Annotated in this window: 18 protein-coding genes and 1 tRNA gene; 15 read left to right on the top strand and 4 right to left on the bottom strand. The window is 51.5% G+C overall.

Features of this window, described 5'->3' with window-relative positions:
• Positions 1-190: 190 nt before the first annotated feature.
• From WES_RS19965 to dppF, 8 genes are all read left to right on the top strand, one after another.
• Positions 191-1393, top strand: a complete 1203-nt coding sequence (locus WES_RS19965; protein ID WP_000189032.1) for an L-lactate MFS transporter — start codon at positions 191-193, stop codon at positions 1391-1393.
• Between the two features lie 341 nt (positions 1394-1734).
• The gene (gene eptB / locus WES_RS19960) at positions 1735-3426 is read left to right on the top strand and encodes a kdo(2)-lipid A phosphoethanolamine 7''-transferase (protein WP_001269271.1); all 1692 of its coding nucleotides are present in this window, start codon (positions 1735-1737) and stop codon (positions 3424-3426) included.
• Between the two features lie 91 nt (positions 3427-3517).
• Positions 3518-3594 (top strand) — tRNA-Pro (locus WES_RS19955).
• Between the two features lie 740 nt (positions 3595-4334).
• Positions 4335-5942, top strand: a complete 1608-nt coding sequence (gene dppA / locus WES_RS19950) for a dipeptide ABC transporter substrate-binding protein DppA (protein ID WP_016160032.1) — start codon at positions 4335-4337, stop codon at positions 5940-5942.
• Positions 5943-6092: 150 nt separating this feature from the next.
• Positions 6093-7112 (top strand): dipeptide ABC transporter permease DppB, encoded by a 1020-nt coding sequence (gene dppB, locus WES_RS19945; protein WP_000938857.1) that lies wholly within the window; start codon positions 6093-6095, stop codon positions 7110-7112.
• A 9-nt stretch (positions 7113-7121) separates the two neighbouring features.
• Positions 7122-8024 carry a dipeptide ABC transporter permease DppC gene (gene dppC / locus WES_RS19940; RefSeq protein WP_000084683.1) on the top strand — a complete coding sequence of 301 codons (903 nt, stop codon included), beginning with the start codon at positions 7122-7124 and terminating at the stop codon, positions 8022-8024.
• A 10-nt stretch (positions 8025-8034) separates the two neighbouring features.
• On the top strand, positions 8035-9018 hold the full coding sequence (gene dppD / locus WES_RS19935) for a dipeptide ABC transporter ATP-binding protein (protein WP_001196445.1): 984 nt from the start codon (positions 8035-8037) through the stop codon (positions 9016-9018).
• On the top strand, positions 9015-10019 hold the full coding sequence (gene dppF, locus WES_RS19930; protein WP_016160031.1) for a dipeptide ABC transporter ATP-binding subunit DppF: 1005 nt from the start codon (positions 9015-9017) through the stop codon (positions 10017-10019). The genes dppD and dppF overlap by 4 nt, the downstream gene beginning before the upstream one ends.
• A gap of 29 nt (positions 10020-10048) precedes the next feature.
• Here the strand turns inward: dppF and WES_RS19925 are convergent, their stop codons facing one another.
• Positions 10049-11320, bottom strand: coding sequence for an SLC5/6 family protein (locus WES_RS19925; RefSeq protein WP_016160030.1), 1272 nt, complete (start codon positions 11318-11320; stop codon positions 10049-10051).
• 481 nt (positions 11321-11801) lie between these two features.
• Here WES_RS19925 and WES_RS23425 point away from each other — a divergent pair, with 481 nt between their 5' ends.
• From WES_RS23425 to WES_RS23435, 4 genes are all read left to right on the top strand, one after another.
• Positions 11802-11909: a type I toxin-antitoxin system toxin Ldr family protein gene (locus tag WES_RS23425; RefSeq protein ID WP_016160029.1), complete on the top strand. Its 108-nt coding sequence runs from the start codon at positions 11802-11804 to the stop codon at positions 11907-11909.
• A 374-nt stretch (positions 11910-12283) separates the two neighbouring features.
• The gene (locus tag WES_RS23860) at positions 12284-12391 is read left to right on the top strand and encodes a type I toxin-antitoxin system toxin Ldr family protein (protein WP_000141666.1); all 108 of its coding nucleotides are present in this window, start codon (positions 12284-12286) and stop codon (positions 12389-12391) included.
• A 374-nt stretch (positions 12392-12765) separates the two neighbouring features.
• Positions 12766-12873 carry a type I toxin-antitoxin system toxin Ldr family protein gene (locus WES_RS23865; protein WP_000141666.1) on the top strand — a complete coding sequence of 36 codons (108 nt, stop codon included), beginning with the start codon at positions 12766-12768 and terminating at the stop codon, positions 12871-12873.
• Between the two features lie 374 nt (positions 12874-13247).
• Positions 13248-13355 carry a type I toxin-antitoxin system toxin Ldr family protein gene (locus WES_RS23435; protein ID WP_016160028.1) on the top strand — a complete coding sequence of 36 codons (108 nt, stop codon included), beginning with the start codon at positions 13248-13250 and terminating at the stop codon, positions 13353-13355.
• A gap of 85 nt (positions 13356-13440) precedes the next feature.
• Here the strand turns inward: WES_RS23435 and bcsG are convergent, their stop codons facing one another.
• The 3 genes from bcsG to bcsE are packed head-to-tail and all read right to left on the bottom strand — an operon-like array spanning position 13441 to position 16876.
• Positions 13441-15120: a cellulose biosynthesis protein BcsG gene (gene bcsG / locus WES_RS19920; protein ID WP_016160027.1), complete on the bottom strand. Its 1680-nt coding sequence runs from the start codon at positions 15118-15120 to the stop codon at positions 13441-13443.
• Positions 15117-15308, bottom strand: coding sequence for a cellulose biosynthesis protein BcsF (gene bcsF / locus WES_RS19915; RefSeq protein ID WP_000988301.1), 192 nt, complete (start codon positions 15306-15308; stop codon positions 15117-15119). The genes bcsG and bcsF overlap by 4 nt, the downstream gene beginning before the upstream one ends.
• Positions 15305-16876, bottom strand: coding sequence for a cellulose biosynthesis c-di-GMP-binding protein BcsE (bcsE, locus tag WES_RS19910; RefSeq protein WP_077637387.1), 1572 nt, complete (start codon positions 16874-16876; stop codon positions 15305-15307). The genes bcsF and bcsE overlap by 4 nt, the downstream gene beginning before the upstream one ends.
• Positions 16877-17134: 258 nt before the next feature.
• Between bcsE and bcsR the strand changes: the two genes are divergently transcribed.
• The 3 genes from bcsR to bcsA are packed head-to-tail and all read left to right on the top strand — an operon-like array spanning position 17135 to position 20702.
• The gene (bcsR, locus tag WES_RS19905) at positions 17135-17323 is read left to right on the top strand and encodes a cellulose biosynthesis protein BcsR (protein ID WP_001063311.1); all 189 of its coding nucleotides are present in this window, start codon (positions 17135-17137) and stop codon (positions 17321-17323) included.
• A gap of 11 nt (positions 17324-17334) precedes the next feature.
• Entirely contained in the window at positions 17335-18087 is a 753-nt protein-coding gene (gene bcsQ / locus WES_RS19900) for a cellulose biosynthesis protein BcsQ (RefSeq protein WP_000279494.1), read from the top strand.
• Complete coding sequence (bcsA, locus tag WES_RS19895; protein ID WP_000025927.1) at positions 18084-20702, top strand: UDP-forming cellulose synthase catalytic subunit; 2619 nt, start codon at positions 18084-18086, stop codon at positions 20700-20702. The genes bcsQ and bcsA overlap by 4 nt, the downstream gene beginning before the upstream one ends.
• Position 20703 lies beyond the last annotated feature (1 nt).

Genomic DNA, 20703 nt, shown 5'->3' on the forward strand with positions numbered 1-20703 from the left:
TGTGCTGATAGTGGGTACTAACTGACATAATTATTATTGCGGTGAATATTTGTCACGTCATTCATTCCTGAACTAAGGCATTTCATTCCGTTCTGATGGCATTTCATGCCGTTTTTCCCCTGGCATAAAGTGCACTTCGATATGGTTGTCGGCAGAGACCTTTCCTTTTTATTAATGCAGGAACACTGCCATGACACCTTCCAACTATCAACGTACGCGCTGGCTGACGCTTATCGGTACTATTATTACCCAGTTTGCCCTGGGGTCGGTTTATACCTGGAGCCTGTTTAACGGTGCACTTTCCGCCAAACTGGATGCACCGGTAAGCCAGGTGGCATTTTCTTTTGGCCTGTTGAGTCTGGGACTGGCAATTTCTTCTTCTGTCGCGGGAAAATTACAGGAACGTTTTGGCGTTAAACGCGTCACTATGGCTTCCGGTATTTTGCTGGGATTAGGCTTCTTCCTGACCGCGCATTCCAACAACCTGATGATGCTGTGGCTGAGTGCCGGTGTGCTGGTCGGTCTGGCAGATGGAGCGGGTTACTTGCTGACGCTCTCTAACTGCGTGAAGTGGTTCCCGGAACGTAAAGGTTTGATCTCCGCATTCGCCATTGGTTCCTATGGCCTGGGTAGCCTGGGGTTCAAATTTATCGACACGCAACTGCTGGAAACGGTCGGTCTGGAAAAAACCTTTATAATTTGGGGTGCGATTGCGCTGGTGATGATTGTTTTTGGTGCGACCTTAATGAAAGATGCGCCGAAACAGGAAGTCAAAACCCATAATGGTGTGGTGGAAAATGATTTCACTCTGGCAGAGTCGATGCGAAAACCACAATACTGGATGCTGGCGGTAATGTTCCTGACTGCCTGCATGAGCGGTCTGTATGTAATTGGGGTGGCGAAAGATATCGCCCAGAGTCTGGCGCATCTTGATGCAATTTCCGCAGCCAATGCAGTGACAGTTATTTCTATTGCTAACCTTTCTGGTCGTCTGGTGTTGGGTATTCTGTCTGACAAAATTGCCCGTATTCGGGTCATCACCATTGGACAGGTAGTTTCGCTGGTGGGCATGGCGGCACTGCTGTTCGCTCCACTCAATGCGTTAACGTTCTTCGCAGCGATTGCCTGCGTGGCCTTTAACTTCGGCGGTACAATCACGGTGTTCCCGTCACTGGTCAGCGAGTTCTTTGGGCTTAATAATCTGGCGAAAAACTACGGTGTAATTTACCTCGGTTTCGGTATCGGCAGTATTTGCGGCTCGATTATCGCCTCACTGTTTGGCGGCTTCTATGTGACCTTCTACGTGATTTTTGCCCTGTTGATTCTGTCACTGGCGCTCTCTACGACCATTCGCCAACCAGGGCTCAGAGCGTTTCGTGAGGTGCATGGTTAAGTTTGGCGACTGGTTTCAGTCTCGTCCTGAGATAGAGTGGCACATTTTTCACCGTGAATGAGCCAATGTATCAAAACAATTCAGGATGAGTCATTGATAAAGTCGGGGCCAGTTAGCTGGCCCTTTTAAGTGTTCAATTAATGAAAGTCTCCTTTCATACTTGTATTTTTGTAAATTTGTGCTTCACGCACACTCTTTCCCCACACTTTTTCCCTTTGCTGTGGTCTACTTATCAGCGTGTGCAGATTTTCCTTATCTGACGACCTTCGCACTTTTCCCTTGCCTGGCTTGAAAGGCCATTATGCAGGGTGTTATCACCTGTTTTTCCAGGGTTTGTTTGCATGAGATATATCAAAACGATAACGCAGCAAAAGCTAAGCTTTTTGCTCGCTGTCTATATTGGTTTGTTTATGAATTGCGCAGTCTATTTCCGTCGGTTTGATGGTTACGCGCATAACTTCACTTTTCTTAATGGTGTCTCGGCGGTTATCGAACTGGCAGGGACGGTTCTGGCAACCTTCTTCTTTTTACGCTTAATTTCACTCTTTGGCAGAACAGCCTGGAAAGTGCTGGCTTCATTGCTGGTGCTGATTTCTGCCGGAGCCAGTTACTACATGACATTTATGAACGTCATGATTGGCTACGGGATTGTCGCTTCGGTGATGACCACCGACATCGACCTGTCGAAAGAAGTGGTTGGCTGGACACTTATCGCATGGGTTGTACTGGTGAGTATTATCCCGTTGCTCTTTATCTGGATGAACCGCTCACAAGACACCTTCTGGCGTCAGCTTTGTACCCCGAAAACACGCTGGCGTAGCGCGCTTACTGTGCTGTTAGCAGGCTTGCTGGTATGGGGCCCAATCCGTCTTATGGATGTAGCACAAAAGCGTGCAGACCGCATGGCTGGGGTGGATATGCCAAGTTATGGCGGGGTGCTGGCGAACTCTTATTTACCCTCGAACTGGCTTTCTGCGCTGGGGCTGTATGCCTGGGCGCAAGTGGATGAATCTTCAGACAATCGTTCGTTGATGAATCCGGCGAAAAAATTCACCTATACCCCGACGCAAAATCTCGACGACACCTATGTGATTTTCATTATTGGTGAAACCACGCGTTGGGATCATATGGGGATGCTGGGTTACGAGCGTGATACCACGCCGAAGCTGGCGAAAGAGAAAAATCTGGTGATGTACCGTGGTTATTCTTGCGATACCGCGACTAAATTATCACTACGCTGTATGTTTGTGCGTGAAGGTGGAACGGAAGATAACCCTCAACGTACGCTCAAAGAGCAGAACGTATTTGCGGTTCTCAAGCAGTTGGGTTTTAGCTCTGATTTGTACGCCATGCAGAGCGAGATGTGGTTCTACAGCAATACCATGGCTGACAACATTGCCTACCGTGAGCAAATCGCGGCTGAGCCACGTAACCGTGGGAAAGCGGTAGACGACATGTTGCTGGTTAATGAAATTGAACGTTCTCTGGAGAAAAAACCAGAAGGTAAGCATCTGATTGTGCTGCATACCAAAGGGTCGCACTACAACTATACTCAGCGTTATCCACGTGAGTTTGCACAGTGGAAGCCAGAGTGTTATGCAATTGATCGCAAATGTCCAAGAGCGCCGATGATTAACTCATACGATAACTCCATTACCTACGTAGATCATTTTATCGACTCGGTGATCGACAGATTCCGCGATAAGAAGGCCATTATTTTCTATGCAGCGGACCACGGTGAGTCGATTAACGAGCGTGAGCACTTGCATGGTACACCACGCGAATATGCACCACCGGAGCAGTTCCGCGTACCGATGATGGTCTGGATGTCAGATAAATATCTGGAAAATCCGGCCAATGCGCAGGCATTCGCGCAGTTGAAAAAAGAAGCCGATATGAAAGTACCGCGCCGTCACGTAGAGCTGTACGACACCATCATGGGCTGTCTCGGCTATACTTCACCGGATGGTGGAATTAACGAAAACAACAACTGGTGTCACATCCCGCAAGCGAAGACCGTTGTGGCTAACTAAACGGCCTGCTGACTTTCTCGCCGATCAAAAGGCATTTTGCTATTAAGGGATTGACGAGGGCGTATCTGCGCAGTAAGATGCGCCCCGCATTCGGTGATTGGCGCAGCCTGGTAGCGCACTTCGTTCGGGACGAAGGGGTCGGAGGTTCGAATCCTCTATCACCGACCAATTTAGAAAAACCAGCCTACGGGCTGGTTTTTTGCTTTCTGCGGTCTGAAGAGGATGAGAACCTCCGGGGGCAGGGAGGTTCGACTCGACGTAGGCCTGATAAGACGCGCCAGCGTCGCATCAGGCAAATGTGCCGGCCCATTGTCGGATGCGGCGTGAAGGCCTTATCCCCCCACATCACACATTTCCCTGCCAAATTTGCGCCCCATATCTCACTATCCATTAACGGATTTGTGACAGAAACCATTGTCTTTTTTTATATTTGCTTAAATCTATTATTGCGTTACTTATGGCTGGCGCTGGCATTTTCCGCTGTGCGTTTTAGCGTTCATGGTATTAATCGCTCAGATATCCACCTTTTCCTCAGATTTTTTTCATTAAATGCATAAAACTTAATCACCAATTGTTGCTAAATATTAAGGTTATTGTTCTGGTTATGTTGGAGTAGCACAAATTTCTCTGCTGCAAATAGCGGTTTGAAGTTTTTTTAATCTTTGTTTGTGGATTCTCACCGTTGGTGTAAATCCCGGTTGGCTGTATTGACGTTTTCACATTCTGTTGACAGATTGTAGGTCACGAGGGGCATTTTATGGAGGATCCGCACTGTTACACTGATGTTAATTAGTACGGCATCCCCACCTCATAACGTTGACCCGACCGGGCAAAAAACAAAAAAGGTCAGGCAGCGACAACCCACTGCAAAGGGTTAAAACAACAAACATCACAATTGGAGCAGAATAATGCGTATTTCCTTGAAAAAGTCAGGGATGCTGAAGCTTGGTCTCAGCCTGGTGGCTATGACCGTCGCAGCAAGTGTTCAGGCTAAAACTCTGGTTTATTGCTCAGAAGGTTCGCCAGAAGGGTTTAACCCGCAGCTGTTTACCTCCGGCACCACCTATGACGCCTCTTCCGTACCGCTTTATAACCGCCTGGTTGAATTTAAAATCGGCACCACCGAAGTGATCCCGGGCCTCGCTGAAAAGTGGGAAATCAGCGAAGACGGTAAAACCTATACCTTCCATCTGCGTAAAGGTGTGAAGTGGCATGACAATAAAGAATTCAAACCGACGCGCGAACTGAACGCCGATGACGTGGTGTTCTCGTTTGATCGTCAGAAAAACGTGCAAAACCCATACCATAAAGTCTCTGGCGGCAGCTACGAATACTTCGAAGGCATGGGCTTGCCGGAGTTGATCAGCGAAGTGAAAAAGGTGGACGATAACACCGTTCAGTTCGTGCTGACTCGCCCGGAAGCGCCGTTCCTCGCTGACCTGGCAATGGACTTCGCCTCTATTCTGTCAAAAGAATATGCTGACGCGATGATGAAAGCCGGTACGCCGGAAAAACTGGACCTCAACCCCATCGGCACCGGCCCGTTCCAGTTACAGCAGTATCAAAAAGATTCCCGTATTCGCTACAAAGCGTTTGATGGCTACTGGGGCACCAAACCGCAGATCGACACGCTGGTCTTCTCTATTACTCCTGACGCTTCCGTGCGTTACGCGAAATTGCAGAAAAATGAATGCCAGGTGATGCCGTACCCGAACCCGGCAGATATTGCCCGCATGAAGCAGGATAAATCCATCAACCTGATGGAAATGCCGGGGCTGAACGTCGGTTATCTCTCGTATAACGTGCAGAAAAAACCACTGGATGATGTGAAAGTTCGCCAGGCTCTGACCTACGCGGTGAACAAAGACGCGATCATCAAAGCGGTTTATCAGGGCGCGGGTGTAGCAGCGAAAAACCTGATCCCGCCAACCATGTGGGGCTATAACGACGACGTTCAGGATTACACCTATGATCCTGAAAAAGCGAAAGCCTTGCTGAAAGAAGCCGGTCTGGAAAAAGGTTTCTCCATCGACCTGTGGGCGATGCCGGTACAACGTCCATATAACCCGAATGCTCGCCGCATGGCGGAGATGATTCAGGCGGACTGGGCGAAAGTCGGCGTGCAGGCCAAAATCGTCACCTACGAATGGGGTGAGTACCTCAAGCGCGCGAAAGATGGCGAGCATCAGACGGTAATGATGGGCTGGACTGGCGACAACGGGGATCCGGATAACTTCTTCGCCACCCTGTTCAGCTGTGCCGCCTCTGAACAAGGCTCCAACTACTCAAAATGGTGCTACAAACCGTTTGAAGATCTGATTCAACCGGCGCGTGCCACCGACGACCACAACAAGCGCGTTGAACTGTACAAACAAGCACAGGTAGTGATGCACGATCAGGCTCCGGCACTGATCATCGCTCACTCCACTGTATTTGAACCGGTACGCAAAGAAGTTAAAGGCTATGTGGTTGATCCATTAGGCAAACATCACTTCGAAAACGTCTCTATTGAATAATTAAAAGCCATACCCGGTGGTGCTGTTCCTCTGCGTGCAGCGCCATCCGGCAGCAATACTTCATTCCCTGTCAGACAAGGGCAGGAATTGATTTGTGAGCAATACAGACACGCAGTTCCAGGCTGTGGGTCACTATAGAGAATCCGGGTTATGTTGCAGTTTATTCTCCGACGTTTGGGACTCGTCATCCCCACGTTTATCGGTATTACCCTTCTCACTTTTGCCTTTGTCCACATGATCCCCGGCGATCCGGTGATGATCATGGCGGGCGAACGTGGGATCTCCCCAGAGCGTCACGCACAGCTGCTGGCTGAACTCGGTTTAGATAAACCGATGTGGCAGCAGTACCTCCACTATATTTGGGGCGTTATGCACGGTGATTTAGGCATTTCGATGAAAAGCCGCATCCCGGTTTGGGAAGAGTTCGTGCCGCGCTTCCAGGCCACGCTGGAACTTGGCGTCTGCGCGATGATTTTTGCTACGGCAGTCGGCATTCCGGTTGGTGTGCTGGCTGCGGTTAAACGTGGTTCCATTTTCGATCACACGGCGGTTGGTCTGGCACTGACCGGTTACTCAATGCCAATCTTCTGGTGGGGCATGATGCTGATCATGCTGGTTTCGGTGCACTGGAACCTGACGCCGGTCTCCGGTCGCGTGAGCGACATGGTGTTCCTTGATGATTCCAATCCGTTAACCGGTTTTATGTTGATCGACACCGCCATCTGGGGTGAAGACGGCAACTTTATCGACGCCGTCGCGCATATGATCTTACCTGCGATGGTGCTGGGCACAATTCCGCTGGCGGTTATCGTTCGTATGACGCGCTCCTCGATGCTGGAAGTGCTGGGCGAGGATTACATCCGCACCGCGCGTGCCAAGGGATTGACCCGGATGCGGGTGATTATCGTCCATGCGCTGCGTAACGCCATGCTGCCGGTGGTAACCGTTATTGGCCTACAGGTAGGGACGCTGCTGGCGGGGGCGATTCTGACCGAAACCATCTTCTCGTGGCCCGGTCTGGGGCGCTGGTTGATTGACGCACTGCAACGCCGCGACTATCCGGTAGTGCAGGGCGGCGTATTGCTGGTGGCGACGATGATTATCCTCGTCAACCTGCTGGTCGATCTGCTGTACGGCGTGGTGAACCCGCGTATTCGTCATAAGAAGTAAGGGAACATCATGTCACAGGTTACTGAAAATAAAGTGATTACTGCACCGGTGCCGATGACCCCTTTACAGGAGTTCTGGCACTATTTTAAACGTAACAAAGGCGCGGTCGTCGGACTGGTTTATGTCGTCATCGTGCTGTTTATCGCGATCTTTGCCAACTGGATTGCACCCTATAACCCGGCGGAACAGTTCCGCGATGCGCTGCTCGCCCCGCCAGCCTGGCAGGAAGGCGGCAGCATGGCGCACTTGCTGGGCACTGATGACGTCGGTCGCGATGTGATGTCGCGCCTGATGTACGGCGCACGCTTGTCGCTGCTGGTCGGTTGTCTGGTGGTGGTGTTATCGCTGATTATGGGCGTTATTCTCGGCCTGATCGCCGGTTACTTCGGCGGCCTGGTCGATAACATCATCATGCGCGTGGTCGATATCATGCTGGCGCTGCCAAGCCTGCTGCTGGCGCTGGTGCTGGTGGCTATCTTCGGCCCGTCGATTGGTAACGCCGCGCTGGCGCTGACCTTCGTTGCCTTGCCGCACTATGTCCGCTTAACTCGCGCTGCCGTGCTGGTGGAGGTGAACCGCGACTACGTGACCGCTTCCCGCGTGGCGGGAGCCGGGGCGCTGCGGCAGATGTTTATCAATATTCTTCCCAACTGCCTTGCGCCGCTGATTGTCCAGGCGTCGCTCGGTTTCTCTAACGCCATTCTCGATATGGCTGCTCTTGGTTTCCTCGGCATGGGGGCACAACCGCCAACGCCGGAGTGGGGCACCATGCTCTCCGACGTGTTGCAGTTTGCGCAAAGCGCCTGGTGGGTCGTGACCTTCCCTGGTCTGGCGATCCTGCTGACGGTGCTGGCATTTAACCTGATGGGTGACGGTCTGCGTGACGCGCTCGATCCCAAACTGAAGCAGTAAGAGGTTCGAGATGGCGTTATTAAATATAGATAAATTATCGGTGCATTTCGGTGACGAAAGCGCACCATTCCGCGCTGTAGACCGCATCAGCTACAGCGTGAAACAGGGCGAAGTGGTCGGGATTGTGGGTGAATCCGGTTCGGGTAAATCGGTCAGTTCACTGGCGATTATGGGGCTGATTGATTATCCGGGCCGCGTGATGGCGGAAAAGCTGGAATTTAACGGCCAGGATTTGCAGCGTATATCGGAAAAAGAGCGCCGCAATCTGGTGGGTGCCGAAGTAGCGATGATCTTCCAGGACCCGATGACCAGTCTCAACCCGTGCTACACCGTGGGTTTCCAGATTATGGAAGCGATTAAGGTGCATCAGGGCGGTAACAAAAGTACCCGCCGTCAGCGGGCGATTGACCTGTTGAATCAGGTCGGTATTCCCGATCCGGCGTCGCGTCTGGATGTTTACCCGCATCAGCTTTCCGGCGGAATGAGCCAGCGCGTGATGATCGCCATGGCGATTGCCTGTCGGCCAAAACTGCTGATTGCCGATGAACCGACCACCGCGCTGGACGTGACCATTCAGGCGCAAATCATCGAACTGCTGCTGGAGCTACAGCAGAAAGAGAACATGGCGCTGGTGTTGATCACCCATGACCTGGCGCTGGTGGCGGAAGCGGCGCATAAAATCATCGTGATGTATGCAGGCCAGGTGGTGGAAACGGGTGATGCTCACGCCATCTTCCGTGCGCCGCGTCACCCGTATACTCAGGCATTGCTGCGTGCGCTGCCGGAATTTGCTCAGGACAAAGAACGTCTGGCGTCGTTGCCAGGTGTCGTTCCAGGCAAGTATGACCGCCCGAACGGCTGCCTGCTTAACCCGCGCTGCCCCTACGCGACTGACAAATGCCGCGCCGAAGAACCGGCGCTGAATATGCTCGCTGACGGGCGTCAGTCCAAATGCCATTACCCACTTGATGATGCCGGGAGGCCCACACTATGAGTACGCAAGAGGCCACCTCGCAACAACCGCTGTTGCAGGCTATCGACCTGAAAAAACATTACCCGGTGAAGAAAGGCATGTTTGCGCCGGAACGTCTGGTGAAGGCGCTGGATGGCGTTTCATTTACCCTTGAACGTGGCAAAACGCTGGCGGTAGTAGGTGAATCTGGCTGTGGTAAATCGACCCTTGGTCGATTGCTGACGATGATCGAAATACCTACCGGTGGTGAACTGTATTACCAGGGGCAGGATCTGCTTAAGCACGATCCGCAGGCGCAGAAGCTGCGTCGGCAGAAAATCCAGATCGTATTCCAGAATCCCTACGGTTCGCTGAATCCGCGTAAAAAAGTTGGGCAAATTCTCGAAGAGCCGCTGCTTATTAACACCAGCTTAAGCAAAGAACAGCGTCGGGAAAAAGCCTTGTCGATGATGGCGAAAGTCGGCCTGAAAACCGAGCATTACGACCGCTATCCGCACATGTTCTCCGGCGGTCAGCGTCAGCGTATCGCCATTGCCCGAGGTCTGATGCTCGACCCGGATGTGGTGATTGCCGATGAGCCGGTTTCTGCGCTGGACGTCTCAGTGCGTGCGCAGGTGCTGAATCTAATGATGGATTTGCAGCAGGAACTGGGGCTTTCTTATGTCTTTATCTCCCACGACCTGTCGGTGGTGGAGCACATTGCTGATGAAGTGATGGTGATGTACCTGGGCCGCTGCGTGGAGAAGGGAACGAAAGACCAAATCTTCAATAACCCGCGCCATCCGTACACTCAGGCGCTACTTTCCGCGACGCCGCGCCTGAATCCGGACGATCGCCGCGAGCGCATCAAGCTCACCGGTGAACTGCCAAGCCCGCTGAATCCACCGCCGGGGTGCGCCTTCAACGCCCGCTGTCGTCGGCGCTTCGGCCCCTGCACCCAGTTGCAGCCGCAGCTAAAAGACTACGGCGGTCAACTGGTCGCTTGTTTTGCTGTTGATCAGGATGAAAATCCGCAGCGTTAACTCACAAAACCGGGGCCATGCGCTCCGGTTTACTCAATCAGCTTCAACAGTGGCGACAAGCATAGCAAAATGCCGTACAGCAGAATCAGCCAGGCTTTAAATCCGCGAAGTTTTTCCAGTTGTGCGACTTTATAGATCAGGAAAAACGGAATGAGGCACGACACAATGCCATATAACGGGCTTCCCAACTGAAAGAACACCAGCACCGATACACGAAACGAAACCCAAATCGTCAACGTAATGACGATAAAAGCGCAGATCGCCAGAGTCAGCATGCGTGAGTTAATTTTCTTGGTATCAATAATTCGGCTTAACAGATTGAGAATAATGCCTTTAATGGCCTCGTGGAAACCGAGATAAATGCCAAAGAATGCGGTCAGTACGGCAAAGATATTCAGCACCGTAGAGGTGATATGAATGATATGCCCAGGGATCACCTGCGCGGCCAGCGCCAGTGCCGAGATATTTTGTTCAAAGGCAGAAACGGCTTCTTCGTGGCTAATTGAGAAGGTAAACGAAAAGGCAAAAAACAGGATCACCGCGATGAGCGTGATATAACTAATCCGGTGGGTACGCAGCGCGAGCCGAGTTGCCAGTACTTTATCCGCTTCCCGTTTACGATAGGCAATATTCATCGGGTTAAGCACCTGAATAAATACCGCAGAAAAGAAGCAAAAAGGAATAGTAAGCAGAACGTCGCGGAAGAAGACGGAGGCTTGTGGGAACGCGGTTATATTGGCGAAATTCCAGTGCGGGATCATCGCAAAACCGAACACGACAATAATCCCTACTTTGACCAACACCATTGGCCCAGAAATCTTAAACAGTAATCGTTCACCACCAGACGCAATCGCCACCAGTACGGCGAAAATGGCGACTTTATAAAATAGAGATTGAGAAAGATCGGCATCGGTTAAACCGAAGGTTTTCAGGTACGAGGCGCTGTCGAAAACCACGGAGAGGGAATAGATAAAAATCCCGTGGATAATCATCAAAAAGTAGATAACGCCGAGGAATATTCCCCAGTTCTTCCCCAGGTAATGACTGATAATATCGGTGTAGTCATTACAGGAGTCACTTTCAGATAGTGTCTTTAAATAAATATCCTGCACTACCCAGGTTGCCGGATAAGCAATAATGGCGGCGGTAATAAATACCCAAATTCCCTTTAGCCCAATTTGTACTGGCATCAGCACCGTTCCGGCACCAATTGCCATTCCTATGCATAATAAAACCCAGCCGAAGTCATATCGCGTAAATGGTAATTTTTGATCGCGTAGTTGTAATGTGTTGTCCTGCATAAAGTCCTGTCCAGAAAGAAGTCAGCCCCGCAAAGATGGTTATCCCCCGTTTCTCTTGCGCAACAGGCGGAGAAGTCGAATACGCAGTGTGCTAAGAATGAGGCAACAGATTCACCGGGGAGAATCGCGAGGAGGCGCAATTCTACAAAATTGCGCATTTCACTACCAGCCTGGTGTCAGATCGCGGGTAATGCGTAAAGTGAAAATTCTGCAAACATGAAAATAAGCTGGAATGTATCGCGCAAAGTGAAAAACAGGCAGGTGCCAGGGGCAGAAAGCGTCAGTAGAATCTGTCGCAAGCCGGAGGGTTCCGGTGAGGCGCAATGTTGCGGGGGCTTTATCCCTGGTGGCATTGGTTGCTGGAAAGAGAAAACCCCCGCACGTTGCAGGTATGCACCTGACAACATCACGGGGGCCATTCTTGACTCTAGACCATTCAAGAATAGCCGCGAAACGTTGTCATTACAACACAGGCGGCTATATGACGCTCGCAGAACTGGGCATGGCCTTCTGGTATGATTTAGCGGCTCCGGTCATTGCTGGCATTCTTGCCAGTATGATCGTGAACTGGCTGAATAAGCGGAAGTAACGTGTCATGCGGGCGTCAGGCTGCCGTAATGGCAATTTGCGCCCGGACCAGGCCGCAGGGGTGAAACTCTGCGGCCTTTTTCGTAAGAAAAATGCAACGATTGCAAGCGGATAATATTCTGCGGAATGCGCAGCACAGAGTGAAGACGTGACGGATTCCGGAACAGAAAAACAGTCGTAGAATCAGCGGCAAGCCGGAGGGTTCCGGTGAGGCGCAATGTTGCGGGGGCTTTATCCCTGGTGGCATTAGTTGCTGGAAAGAGAAAACCCCCGCACGTTGCAGGTATATACCTGACAACATCACGGGGGCCATTCTTGAATCCAAACAATACAAGAATAGCCGCGAAACGTTGTCATTACAACACAGGCGGCTATATGACGTTCGCGCAGTTAGGCATGGCCTTCTGGCACGATTTAGCGGCTCCGGTCATTGCTGGCATTCTCGCCAGCCTGATCGTGAGCTGGCTGAATAAGCGGAAGTAACATGCTATGTGGGCGTCAGGCTGCCGTAATGGCAATTTGCGCCCGGACCAGGCCGCAGAGGTGAAACTCTGCGGCCTTTTTCGTAAGAAAAATGCAATGGTTGCAAGCCGGTAATATTCTGCGGAATGCACAGCACAGAGTGAAGAAGTGATGGATTTCGAAGCAGAAAAACAGTCGTAGAATCAGCCTCAAGCCGGAAGAGTCCGGTGAGGCGCAATGTTGCGGGGGCTTTATCCCTGGTGGCATTGGTTGCTGGAGAGAGAAAACCCCCGCACGTTGCAGGTATATACCTGACAACATCACGGGGGCCATTCTTGCATCTAGACCATTCAAGAATAGCCGCGAAACGTTGTCATTACAACACAGGCGGCTATATGACGTTCGCGCAGTTAGGCATGGCCTTCTGGCACGATTTAGCGGCTCCGGTCATTGCTGGCATTCTCGCCAGCCTGATCGTGAGCTGGCTGAATAAGCGGAAGTAACATGCTATGTGGGCGTCAGGCTGCCGTAATGGCAATTTGCGCCCGGACCAGGCCGCAGAGGTGAAACTCTGCGGCCTTTTTCGTAAGAAAAATGCAATGGTTGCAAGCCGGTAATATTCTGCGGAATGCACAGCACAGAGTGAAGAAGTGATGGATTTCGAAGCAGAAAAACAGTCGTAGAATCAGCCTCAAGCCGGAAGAGTCCGGTGAGGCGCAATGTTGCGGGGGCTTTATCCCTGGTGGCATTGGTTGCTGGAGAGAGAAAACCCCCGCACGTTGCAGGTATATACCTGACAACATCACGGGGGCCATTCTTGCATCTAGACCATTCAAGAATAGCCGCGAAACGTTGTCATTACAACACAGGCGGCTATATGACGTTCGCGCAGTTAGGCATGGCCTTCTGGCACGATTTAGCGGCTCCGGTCATTGCTGGCATTCTCGCCAGCCTGATCGTGAACTGGCTGAATAAGCGGAAGTAACGTGTCATGCGGGTGTCAGGCTGCCGTAATGGCAATTTGCGCCCGGACCAGGCCGCAGGGGTAAACTCTGCGGCCTTTTTCGCGTTTACTGCGGGTATGGCACCCAATCGCCGCCGTTCAGGCGAACGTACGGTTTATCCTGATATTGAATCACCACCGCGTTTGAGTTCTCGGATACCGGTGCTGTTTGTGGCAATCCGCTGGTGAGTTTTTTCCAGTCAACATTGTCTTCGGTGAAAATTTTACCGTCGAGAACGCGAACAACCAGATCAGAAATTGCCAGGAAACTGCTTGGTTGGTCGATGACAATCGGAGCCCCCTGATGTGGTGCCTTCATGCCGAAGAATTTCACGCCAACGGGGACATCAGTGATTGATGGACTAGGGATATCACGTAGGCCAGATACCTGCATTCTGTCGCCTTTCAGCGCGCCGCCATGTTCTGGTACGACCACCACCATTACTTTACGGTCAGATTTCTCCAGCTCGGTAAAGAATGCATCCAGTTCATCAAAGAACTTCTGCGCCCGCGCTTTATAGTCCGCTGTTTTACTGACGCCAGGATAATGGTTGCCATCATGCAGAGGGAGCGTGTTGTAGAACGTGGCGCTACGGGAGTTTTTATCTTTTTCAGTAAATTCCAGCCAGCGGTTAAGTACGGCGGTATCGTCATAAACTGGCGAACCATCAAAGCCCAGCAAAATAACCGGTAGATTCGTTTGATCCATCAATTCTGTCTGCATACCGCCATTTTCGCGCACTTCTTTCAGGAAGCCGCCGAATTGACCGTTATGCCCCATCATCAGATGCTGGGTAAAGCCCAGTTTTGACAAGTTATCGAACAGATAGCAGTCATTATTGGCTGGTTGATACAGATTGGTGTGCGAAGTTTGCCCACAACTGGCGCGCAGCAGACGAATCGCCGCCGGGCCGCTGTATGAGGTCGCAGAGTTGAATTTCTTGAACTCAATATCGAAATGCGACCATAACGGATGCGACATTAACCCGGCAGCCTCAATGTCCGACCAGGAGAGTGAGCAGATGTTGATGACCAGCAATTCAAATGGCTGTGCATCTGCCGGAAGCGCGGATGGGAAGGTCGATTTACGTTTCGCTTCGGCGTTATAGAAATTATTCAGCCATGCATTAAGATTCGCCGTTGTCGGCGGCGCGGTTTGCGCAGGCATATCACCCACCACCGGCGTACCACCTGCGGCTGCGACCGTTGCCGCTGCATTACCGCCCGTCGTTGTCACCGTCGTGGTCGGTTGACCGGCTGGCCACAGGGAGAAACTTGGTCCAGCCAGCGTAAGTACGTTCAACCATACCAGAATAGCGACGACAAATATGGTGATACGAATCCATTGTGACAGGAACAACCACGCCACTAACAATACAAAAATGGCTCCGATCATCTGCCAGTTAATAAAGCGAGTAACGAGGTCGATTAAATAATCGCTACTGAAACCAGCCACTTGCGAACCCTGACTCATGATACTTTCCGGGCCTGGCAGCCAGGTGTCGTGCCAGAACAATGCAAAACCGATTGGCAGGGCTATCCAGTGGCGTAGACGGTGTAGGCTATAGCGCGGAATAGGCATTAGCAGGAACGCAGCAAACACCAGGTTAAGCAGCGGATGGAAGTTAAGATATCCCGCCCATAACAGGCCAAATTTGACCAGAAAATATAAGTTCCAGCCAGAAAGGCCGCGCCAGTATTGCCAGAGGGAAGAAGGCATAGCGGTGTTTTGGGTAAATTGAGTCATTTTTTGATTGCCCTGGCTTTTTCCGCACGGCGTAATGTACCGGCCGGTTTTACATAACGAGGTTTAGCAAATAACAAACGCAAAGTGTCACGAATACGCCGCAGAGAATGCCGCGCCAGATAGCCCAGCGGGAAAAATATCAGTGCGCAAACGATAATAATTTCAATGATATCGCTGATGGTCATCATGATGAACGCTCCACAGCATCATCCAATAATCGCAGTGGTTCAGGTATGCGTCGCCAGTTGCGACCATCGTGTTCGGCATTGATGACTGGCGTGGAACCCTGCGTTAAAGGCAGCGGCATCCCCCATTGTTCCGGGGCGAGTAAACGCATTTGCACCAGCTCGGCGCTGATTTGGTCATCTTCAAACCAGACCATGCGGTTAGAGAAAATGTCGCCAGTAGGTAGTGGGAAAATATGATTCAATGCGGTATCCAGATCGTTAATCCGGCAGAAAGAGAGGAACAGCACCAGTCGATTGCCGCCAATCGTCATAATATCGCCGGTACGATTAGGGCGACACAGCGTCAGAGCTTGTTCAACGCGAATGCCAGGCACCGGGCGCAAAGCCACCAGAACGCCTTTCCCGTGAGCGGGTAACAGGGTGTTATTCATCATATTATTGACCGCGTCACAGAATACATCCCACTTCTGGAACCCCCGCAGTTTAATCGGCTGAGTCATCGACAACAGCGTGGTGATATCTTCCGGTACATAGCGGCTGAACTTCTGTCCCTGCACGCTTTCAATCATTGTCAGACAGCGAGAGAGCGGGGCGTTCCATGGAATGACCATATTTGCGCCGCAGGCCAACAGTAAACGTTCGTCGGTGGCGCGCAGGCTGGCAATATTTTCCCGCACGAGGATTTTCAACGCGCTACCACGCTGGCGACGCAATGTATGAATACTGCGGGCCAGCGGTTCAATTTGCCCATTTTGCTGCAAAGAGAACACGACCGTCGCGGCCTGAGAGGTACGCGCTTCATTGAACAGCGTTTCGTTATTGTCGAATAGCTTCCAGTGTTCCGATAGCGGTGGCGCGCCTTCCAGTACGGCAATATTACTGAGAATACGTTTTTCATCGCTGCGTGGTTGGATCTCCGCCTCTTCGCGCTGAACTAACGCCCAGACGCCATTTTGATGCTGGACGGTCAGTTGCTGACGGGCGCTGACGCCTTTTTCGTTACACCAAAAAGCAATATCCAGCAGATGCTGATCGCCCTGAAAACGCAAACTGGCAAGTCCAAAAAGCGAACGGTACTCCTCCAGTAACAATGAAAATTGTTTATCGTTATTATTTCCGGGATTAATTACCAGCAGTGAACAATGGTTTAGCCTGCACCATTTATTCATTTTTTCCAGCCATAGGCGAAGGTGCTCGGCAGGAATGTTTTGCCATGCGTTATTTGCGCAAACAAGAATGAACAGGTAATTATTGGGAACAACTGAACATTGTAAATCACGGGGCAAATAGTATAGACCTTTTTCATGATTTAGCATTGAAAATAATTTTATTTTTTCTGGTCCTTGAGAATCATCTAATTTGAAAATTTTCTCGGGATCGCTATCCATGCTAATGACCGCGACTTGCGCGGTTTCAGCTTGAGAAGCCATCGTTTGATTCACCAGGCTAATAGCATCTTCTTGACGATCGACGTTAAACCACCAGACGCCGCCTGCTGGCATATGTCGCAGCTCATCCCATAAGGATGAGATACCGATAGAGAATACGGGGTCCACAGTGTCCCTCAAGTCGCCATTTTGTCTGATTATCAGTTTACTAGCGAAAGCTAAGAAATAAACCTACCATTGAAATTAAAACTTATCAGATTTAGCATGTGAATCAATTTAACAGGACAGAAACCTTGTGATATCAGCCTTTTCGTTTTTTAGTTTTTCTGTTGCGTAACGGAAAGTCAAAAAATGAGCGGGTTTCTGTGCTGCCATAAGCAATAAAGCGGCGAAATTGTCTTGCTGTGTAATATGTTTATTTTATAGGGATCAACCATAATGAATAACAACGAACCCGATATTCTGCCTGATCCCGCGATAGGCTATATCTTCCAGAATGATATTTTGGCGTTAAAACAGGCTTTTTCACTGCCTGATATTGATTATGCCGATATTTCCCAACGAGAGCAGTTGGCTGCGGCATTAAAACGTTGGCCGTTGCTGGCTGAGTTTGCGCAAAAAAAGTAGGGGTGTGGTGAATGGCCGTTCTGGGATTGCAGGGGATGCGGGGTGGCGTGGGAACGACAACGATCACTGCCGCGTTAGGCTGGTCATTGCAAATGTTGGGAGAAAATGTCCTGCTGGTGGATGCCTGCCCGGACAATTTGCTGCGCCTGTCATTCAACGTTGATTTTTCTCACCGCCAGGGCTGGGCAAGAGCCATGCTGGATGGCCAGGACTGGCGTGATGCCGGGCTACGCTATACCTCGCAGCTCGATCTGCTGCCCTTTGGTCAACTGACTCTCGAAGAACACGAAAATCCCCAGCACTGGCAAACACGGCTGGGCGAGATTTGTAGCGGTATTCAGCAACTAAAGACCAGCGGGCGTTATCAATGGATTTTGATCGATTTACCACGCGACGCCTCGCAGATAACGCATCAAATCATGAGCCTGTGCGATCACAGCCTGGCAATCGTCAACGTGGATGCTAACTGTCATATTCGGCTGCATCAGCAGGCACTGCCCGCTGGCGCGCATATTTTGATTAATGATTTTCGTGTAGGCAGCCAGGTTCAGGACGATATTTATCAGCTATGGTTGCAAAGCCAGCGGCGCTTGTTGCCAATGTTGATCCATCGTGATGAAGCGATGGCTGAATGTCTGGCGGCGAAACAACCGTTGGGCGAATACCGTAGCGATGCGTTGGCGGCAGAAGAAATTCTGACGCTGGCGAACTGGTGTCTGTTGAACTATTCCGGGCTGAAAACGCCAGTCGGGAGCGCATCATGAGTATCCTGACCCGGTGGTTGCTTATCCCGCCGGTTAACGCACGTCTTATTGGGCGTTATCGGGAATATCGTCGTCATGGCGCGTCGCCTTTCAGCGCGACGCTCGGCTGTTTCTGGCTGATCCTTGCCTGGATTTTTATTCCGCTGGAGCACCCGCGCTGGCAGCGTATTCGTGCGCAACATAAAATCCTGTTCCCTCATATCAACGCCTCGCGCCCGCGTCCGTTGGATCCTGTGCGCTATGTCATCCAGACCTGCTGGTTGCTGATCAGTGCTTCGCGCAGAGAAACGCCGAAACCGCGCTGGCGGTCGTTTTCACGCTTGCAGAATATTCGTGGGCGTTATCATCAATGGATGGATGAATTGCCGGCTCGCTTCAGCCATAACACGCAACATCTTGATGAGAAAAAAGAGCTGGGACATCTGAGCGCCGGAGCGCGGCGTTTTATTCTTGGCATCATTGTGACATTCTCGCTGATTCTGGCGCTGATTTGCGTCACCCAGCCGTTTAACCCACTGTCGCAGTTTATCTTCCTGATGTTGCTGTGGGGTGTGGCATTAATGGTACGGCGAATGCCGGGACGCTTCTCTGCACTGATGCTGATTGTGCTGTCGCTCACTGTCTCGTGCCGTTATATCTGGTGGCGCTACACCTCTACGCTGAACTGGGATGATCCGGTCAGTCTGGTGTGCGGCTTAATTCTGCTGTTCGCTGAAACCTACGCATGGATTGTGCTGGTACTTGGCTACTTCCAGGTTGTATGGCCGTTGAATCGTCAGCCAGTGCCGTTGCCGAAAGATATGTCGCTATGGCCGTCGGTGGATATTTTTGTGCCGACGTACAACGAAGATCTCAGCGTGGTGAAAAACACTATCTATGCCTCGCTGGGTATCGACTGGCCGAAAGATAAGCTAAATATCTGGATCCTCGATGACGGTGGCAGGGAGGAGTTTCGCCAGTTTGCACAAAACGTAGGGGTGAAATATATCGCCCGTACCACTCATGAACATGCGAAAGCGGGCAATATCAACAATGCGCTGAAATATGCCAAAGGCGAGTTTGTGTCGATTTTCGACTGCGACCACGTGCCAACGCGCTCGTTCCTGCAAATGACCATGGGCTGGTTCCTGAAAGAAAAACAACTGGCGATGATGCAGACGCCGCATCACTTCTTCTCGCCGGACCCGTTTGAACGCAACCTGGGGCGTTTTCGTAAAACGCCGAACGAAGGCACGCTGTTCTACGGTCTGGTGCAGGATGGCAACGATATGTGGGATGCCACTTTCTTCTGCGGTTCTTGTGCGGTGATCCGCCGTAAACCGCTGGATGAGATTGGCGGTATTGCCGTCGAAACGGTAACCGAAGATGCGCACACTTCTTTGCGTTTGCACCGTCGTGGCTACACCTCCGCGTATATGCGCATTCCGCAGGCGGCGGGGCTGGCGACCGAAAGTCTGTCGGCGCATATCGGTCAGCGTATTCGCTGGGCGCGCGGGATGGTGCAAATCTTCCGCCTTGATAACCCGCTCACCGGTAAAGGGCTGAAGTTCGCGCAACGGCTGTGCTACGTCAACGCCATGTTCCATTTCTTGTCGGGCATTCCACGGCTGATCTTCCTGACTGCGCCGCTGGCGTTCCTGCTGCTTCATGCCTATATCATTTACGCACCTGCGTTGATGATCGCACTGTTTGTGCTGCCGCACATGATCCACGCCAGCCTGACTAACTCGAAGATTCAGGGCAAATATCGCCACTCATTCTGGAGTGAAATCTACGAAACAGTGCTGGCATGGTATATCGCACCACCGACGCTGGTGGCGCTGATTAATCCGCACAAAGGCAAATTTAACGTCACCGCCAAAGGGGGCCTGGTAGAGGAAGAGTATGTCGATTGGGTGATCTCGAGACCGTACATCTTCCTCGTGCTGCTCAACCTGGTTGGTGTCGCTGTTGGCATCTGGCGTTACTTCTATGGTCCGCCAACCGAAATGCTTACCGTTGTCGTCAGTATGGTGTGGGTGTTCTACAACCTGATTATTCTCGGCGGCGCGGTAGCGGTATCGGTTGAAAGTAAACAGGTTCGTCGTTCGCATCGTGTTGAGATGACGATGCCAGCGGCAATTGCCCGCGAAGATGGTCACCTTTTCTCCTGCACGGTTCAGGACTTCTCCGACGGTGGGCTGGGGATCAAAATCCACGGTCAGGCGCAGATCCTCGAAGGGCAGAAAGTGAATCTGCTGCTCAAACGCGGTCAACAGGAATACGTCTTCCCGACCCAGGTGGCACGCGTGATGGGTAACGAAGTCGGGCTGCAATTGATGCCGCTCACCACCCAGCAACATATCGATTTTGTGCAGTGTACGTTTGCCCGTGCGGATACATGGGCGCTCTGGCAGGACAGCTACCCGGAAGATAAGCCGCTGGAAAGTCTGCTGGATATTCTGAAGCTCGGCTTCCGTGGCTACCGCCATCTGGCGGAATTTGCACCTTCTTCAGTGAAGGGTATTTTCCGTGCGCTGACTTCTCTGGTTTCCTGGGTTGTTTCGTTCATTCCGCGCCGCCCGGAGCGGAGCGAAACGGTACAACCATCGGATCAGGCTTTGGCTCAACAATGAT

The organism is Escherichia sp. KTE31 (assembly GCF_000407925.1).
Lineage (GTDB): Bacteria > Pseudomonadota > Gammaproteobacteria > Enterobacterales > Enterobacteriaceae > Escherichia > Escherichia ruysiae.

Coding starts and splice junctions, on each gene's coding strand:
- bcsA (WP_000025927.1), top strand. CDS start 18,084: ATGAGTATCCTGACCCGGTGGTTGCTTATCCCGCCGGTTAACGCACGT.
- eptB (WP_001269271.1), top strand. CDS start 1,735: ATGAGATATATCAAAACGATAACGCAGCAAAAGCTAAGCTTTTTGCTC.
- dppA (WP_016160032.1), top strand. CDS start 4,335: ATGCGTATTTCCTTGAAAAAGTCAGGGATGCTGAAGCTTGGTCTCAGC.
- WES_RS19925 (WP_016160030.1), bottom strand. CDS start 11,320: ATGCAGGACAACACATTACAACTACGCGATCAAAAATTACCATTTACG.
- bcsF (WP_000988301.1), bottom strand. CDS start 15,308: ATGATGACCATCAGCGATATCATTGAAATTATTATCGTTTGCGCACTG.
- bcsG (WP_016160027.1), bottom strand. CDS start 15,120: ATGACTCAATTTACCCAAAACACCGCTATGCCTTCTTCCCTCTGGCAA.
- dppF (WP_016160031.1), top strand. CDS start 9,015: ATGAGTACGCAAGAGGCCACCTCGCAACAACCGCTGTTGCAGGCTATC.
- bcsR (WP_001063311.1), top strand. CDS start 17,135: ATGAATAACAACGAACCCGATATTCTGCCTGATCCCGCGATAGGCTAT.
- bcsQ (WP_000279494.1), top strand. CDS start 17,335: ATGGCCGTTCTGGGATTGCAGGGGATGCGGGGTGGCGTGGGAACGACA.
- WES_RS23865 (WP_000141666.1), top strand. CDS start 12,766: ATGACGTTCGCGCAGTTAGGCATGGCCTTCTGGCACGATTTAGCGGCT.
- dppC (WP_000084683.1), top strand. CDS start 7,122: ATGTCACAGGTTACTGAAAATAAAGTGATTACTGCACCGGTGCCGATG.
- dppB (WP_000938857.1), top strand. CDS start 6,093: ATGTTGCAGTTTATTCTCCGACGTTTGGGACTCGTCATCCCCACGTTT.
- WES_RS23860 (WP_000141666.1), top strand. CDS start 12,284: ATGACGTTCGCGCAGTTAGGCATGGCCTTCTGGCACGATTTAGCGGCT.
- WES_RS19965 (WP_000189032.1), top strand. CDS start 191: ATGACACCTTCCAACTATCAACGTACGCGCTGGCTGACGCTTATCGGT.
- WES_RS23435 (WP_016160028.1), top strand. CDS start 13,248: ATGACGTTCGCGCAGTTAGGCATGGCCTTCTGGCACGATTTAGCGGCT.
- WES_RS23425 (WP_016160029.1), top strand. CDS start 11,802: ATGACGCTCGCAGAACTGGGCATGGCCTTCTGGTATGATTTAGCGGCT.
- dppD (WP_001196445.1), top strand. CDS start 8,035: ATGGCGTTATTAAATATAGATAAATTATCGGTGCATTTCGGTGACGAA.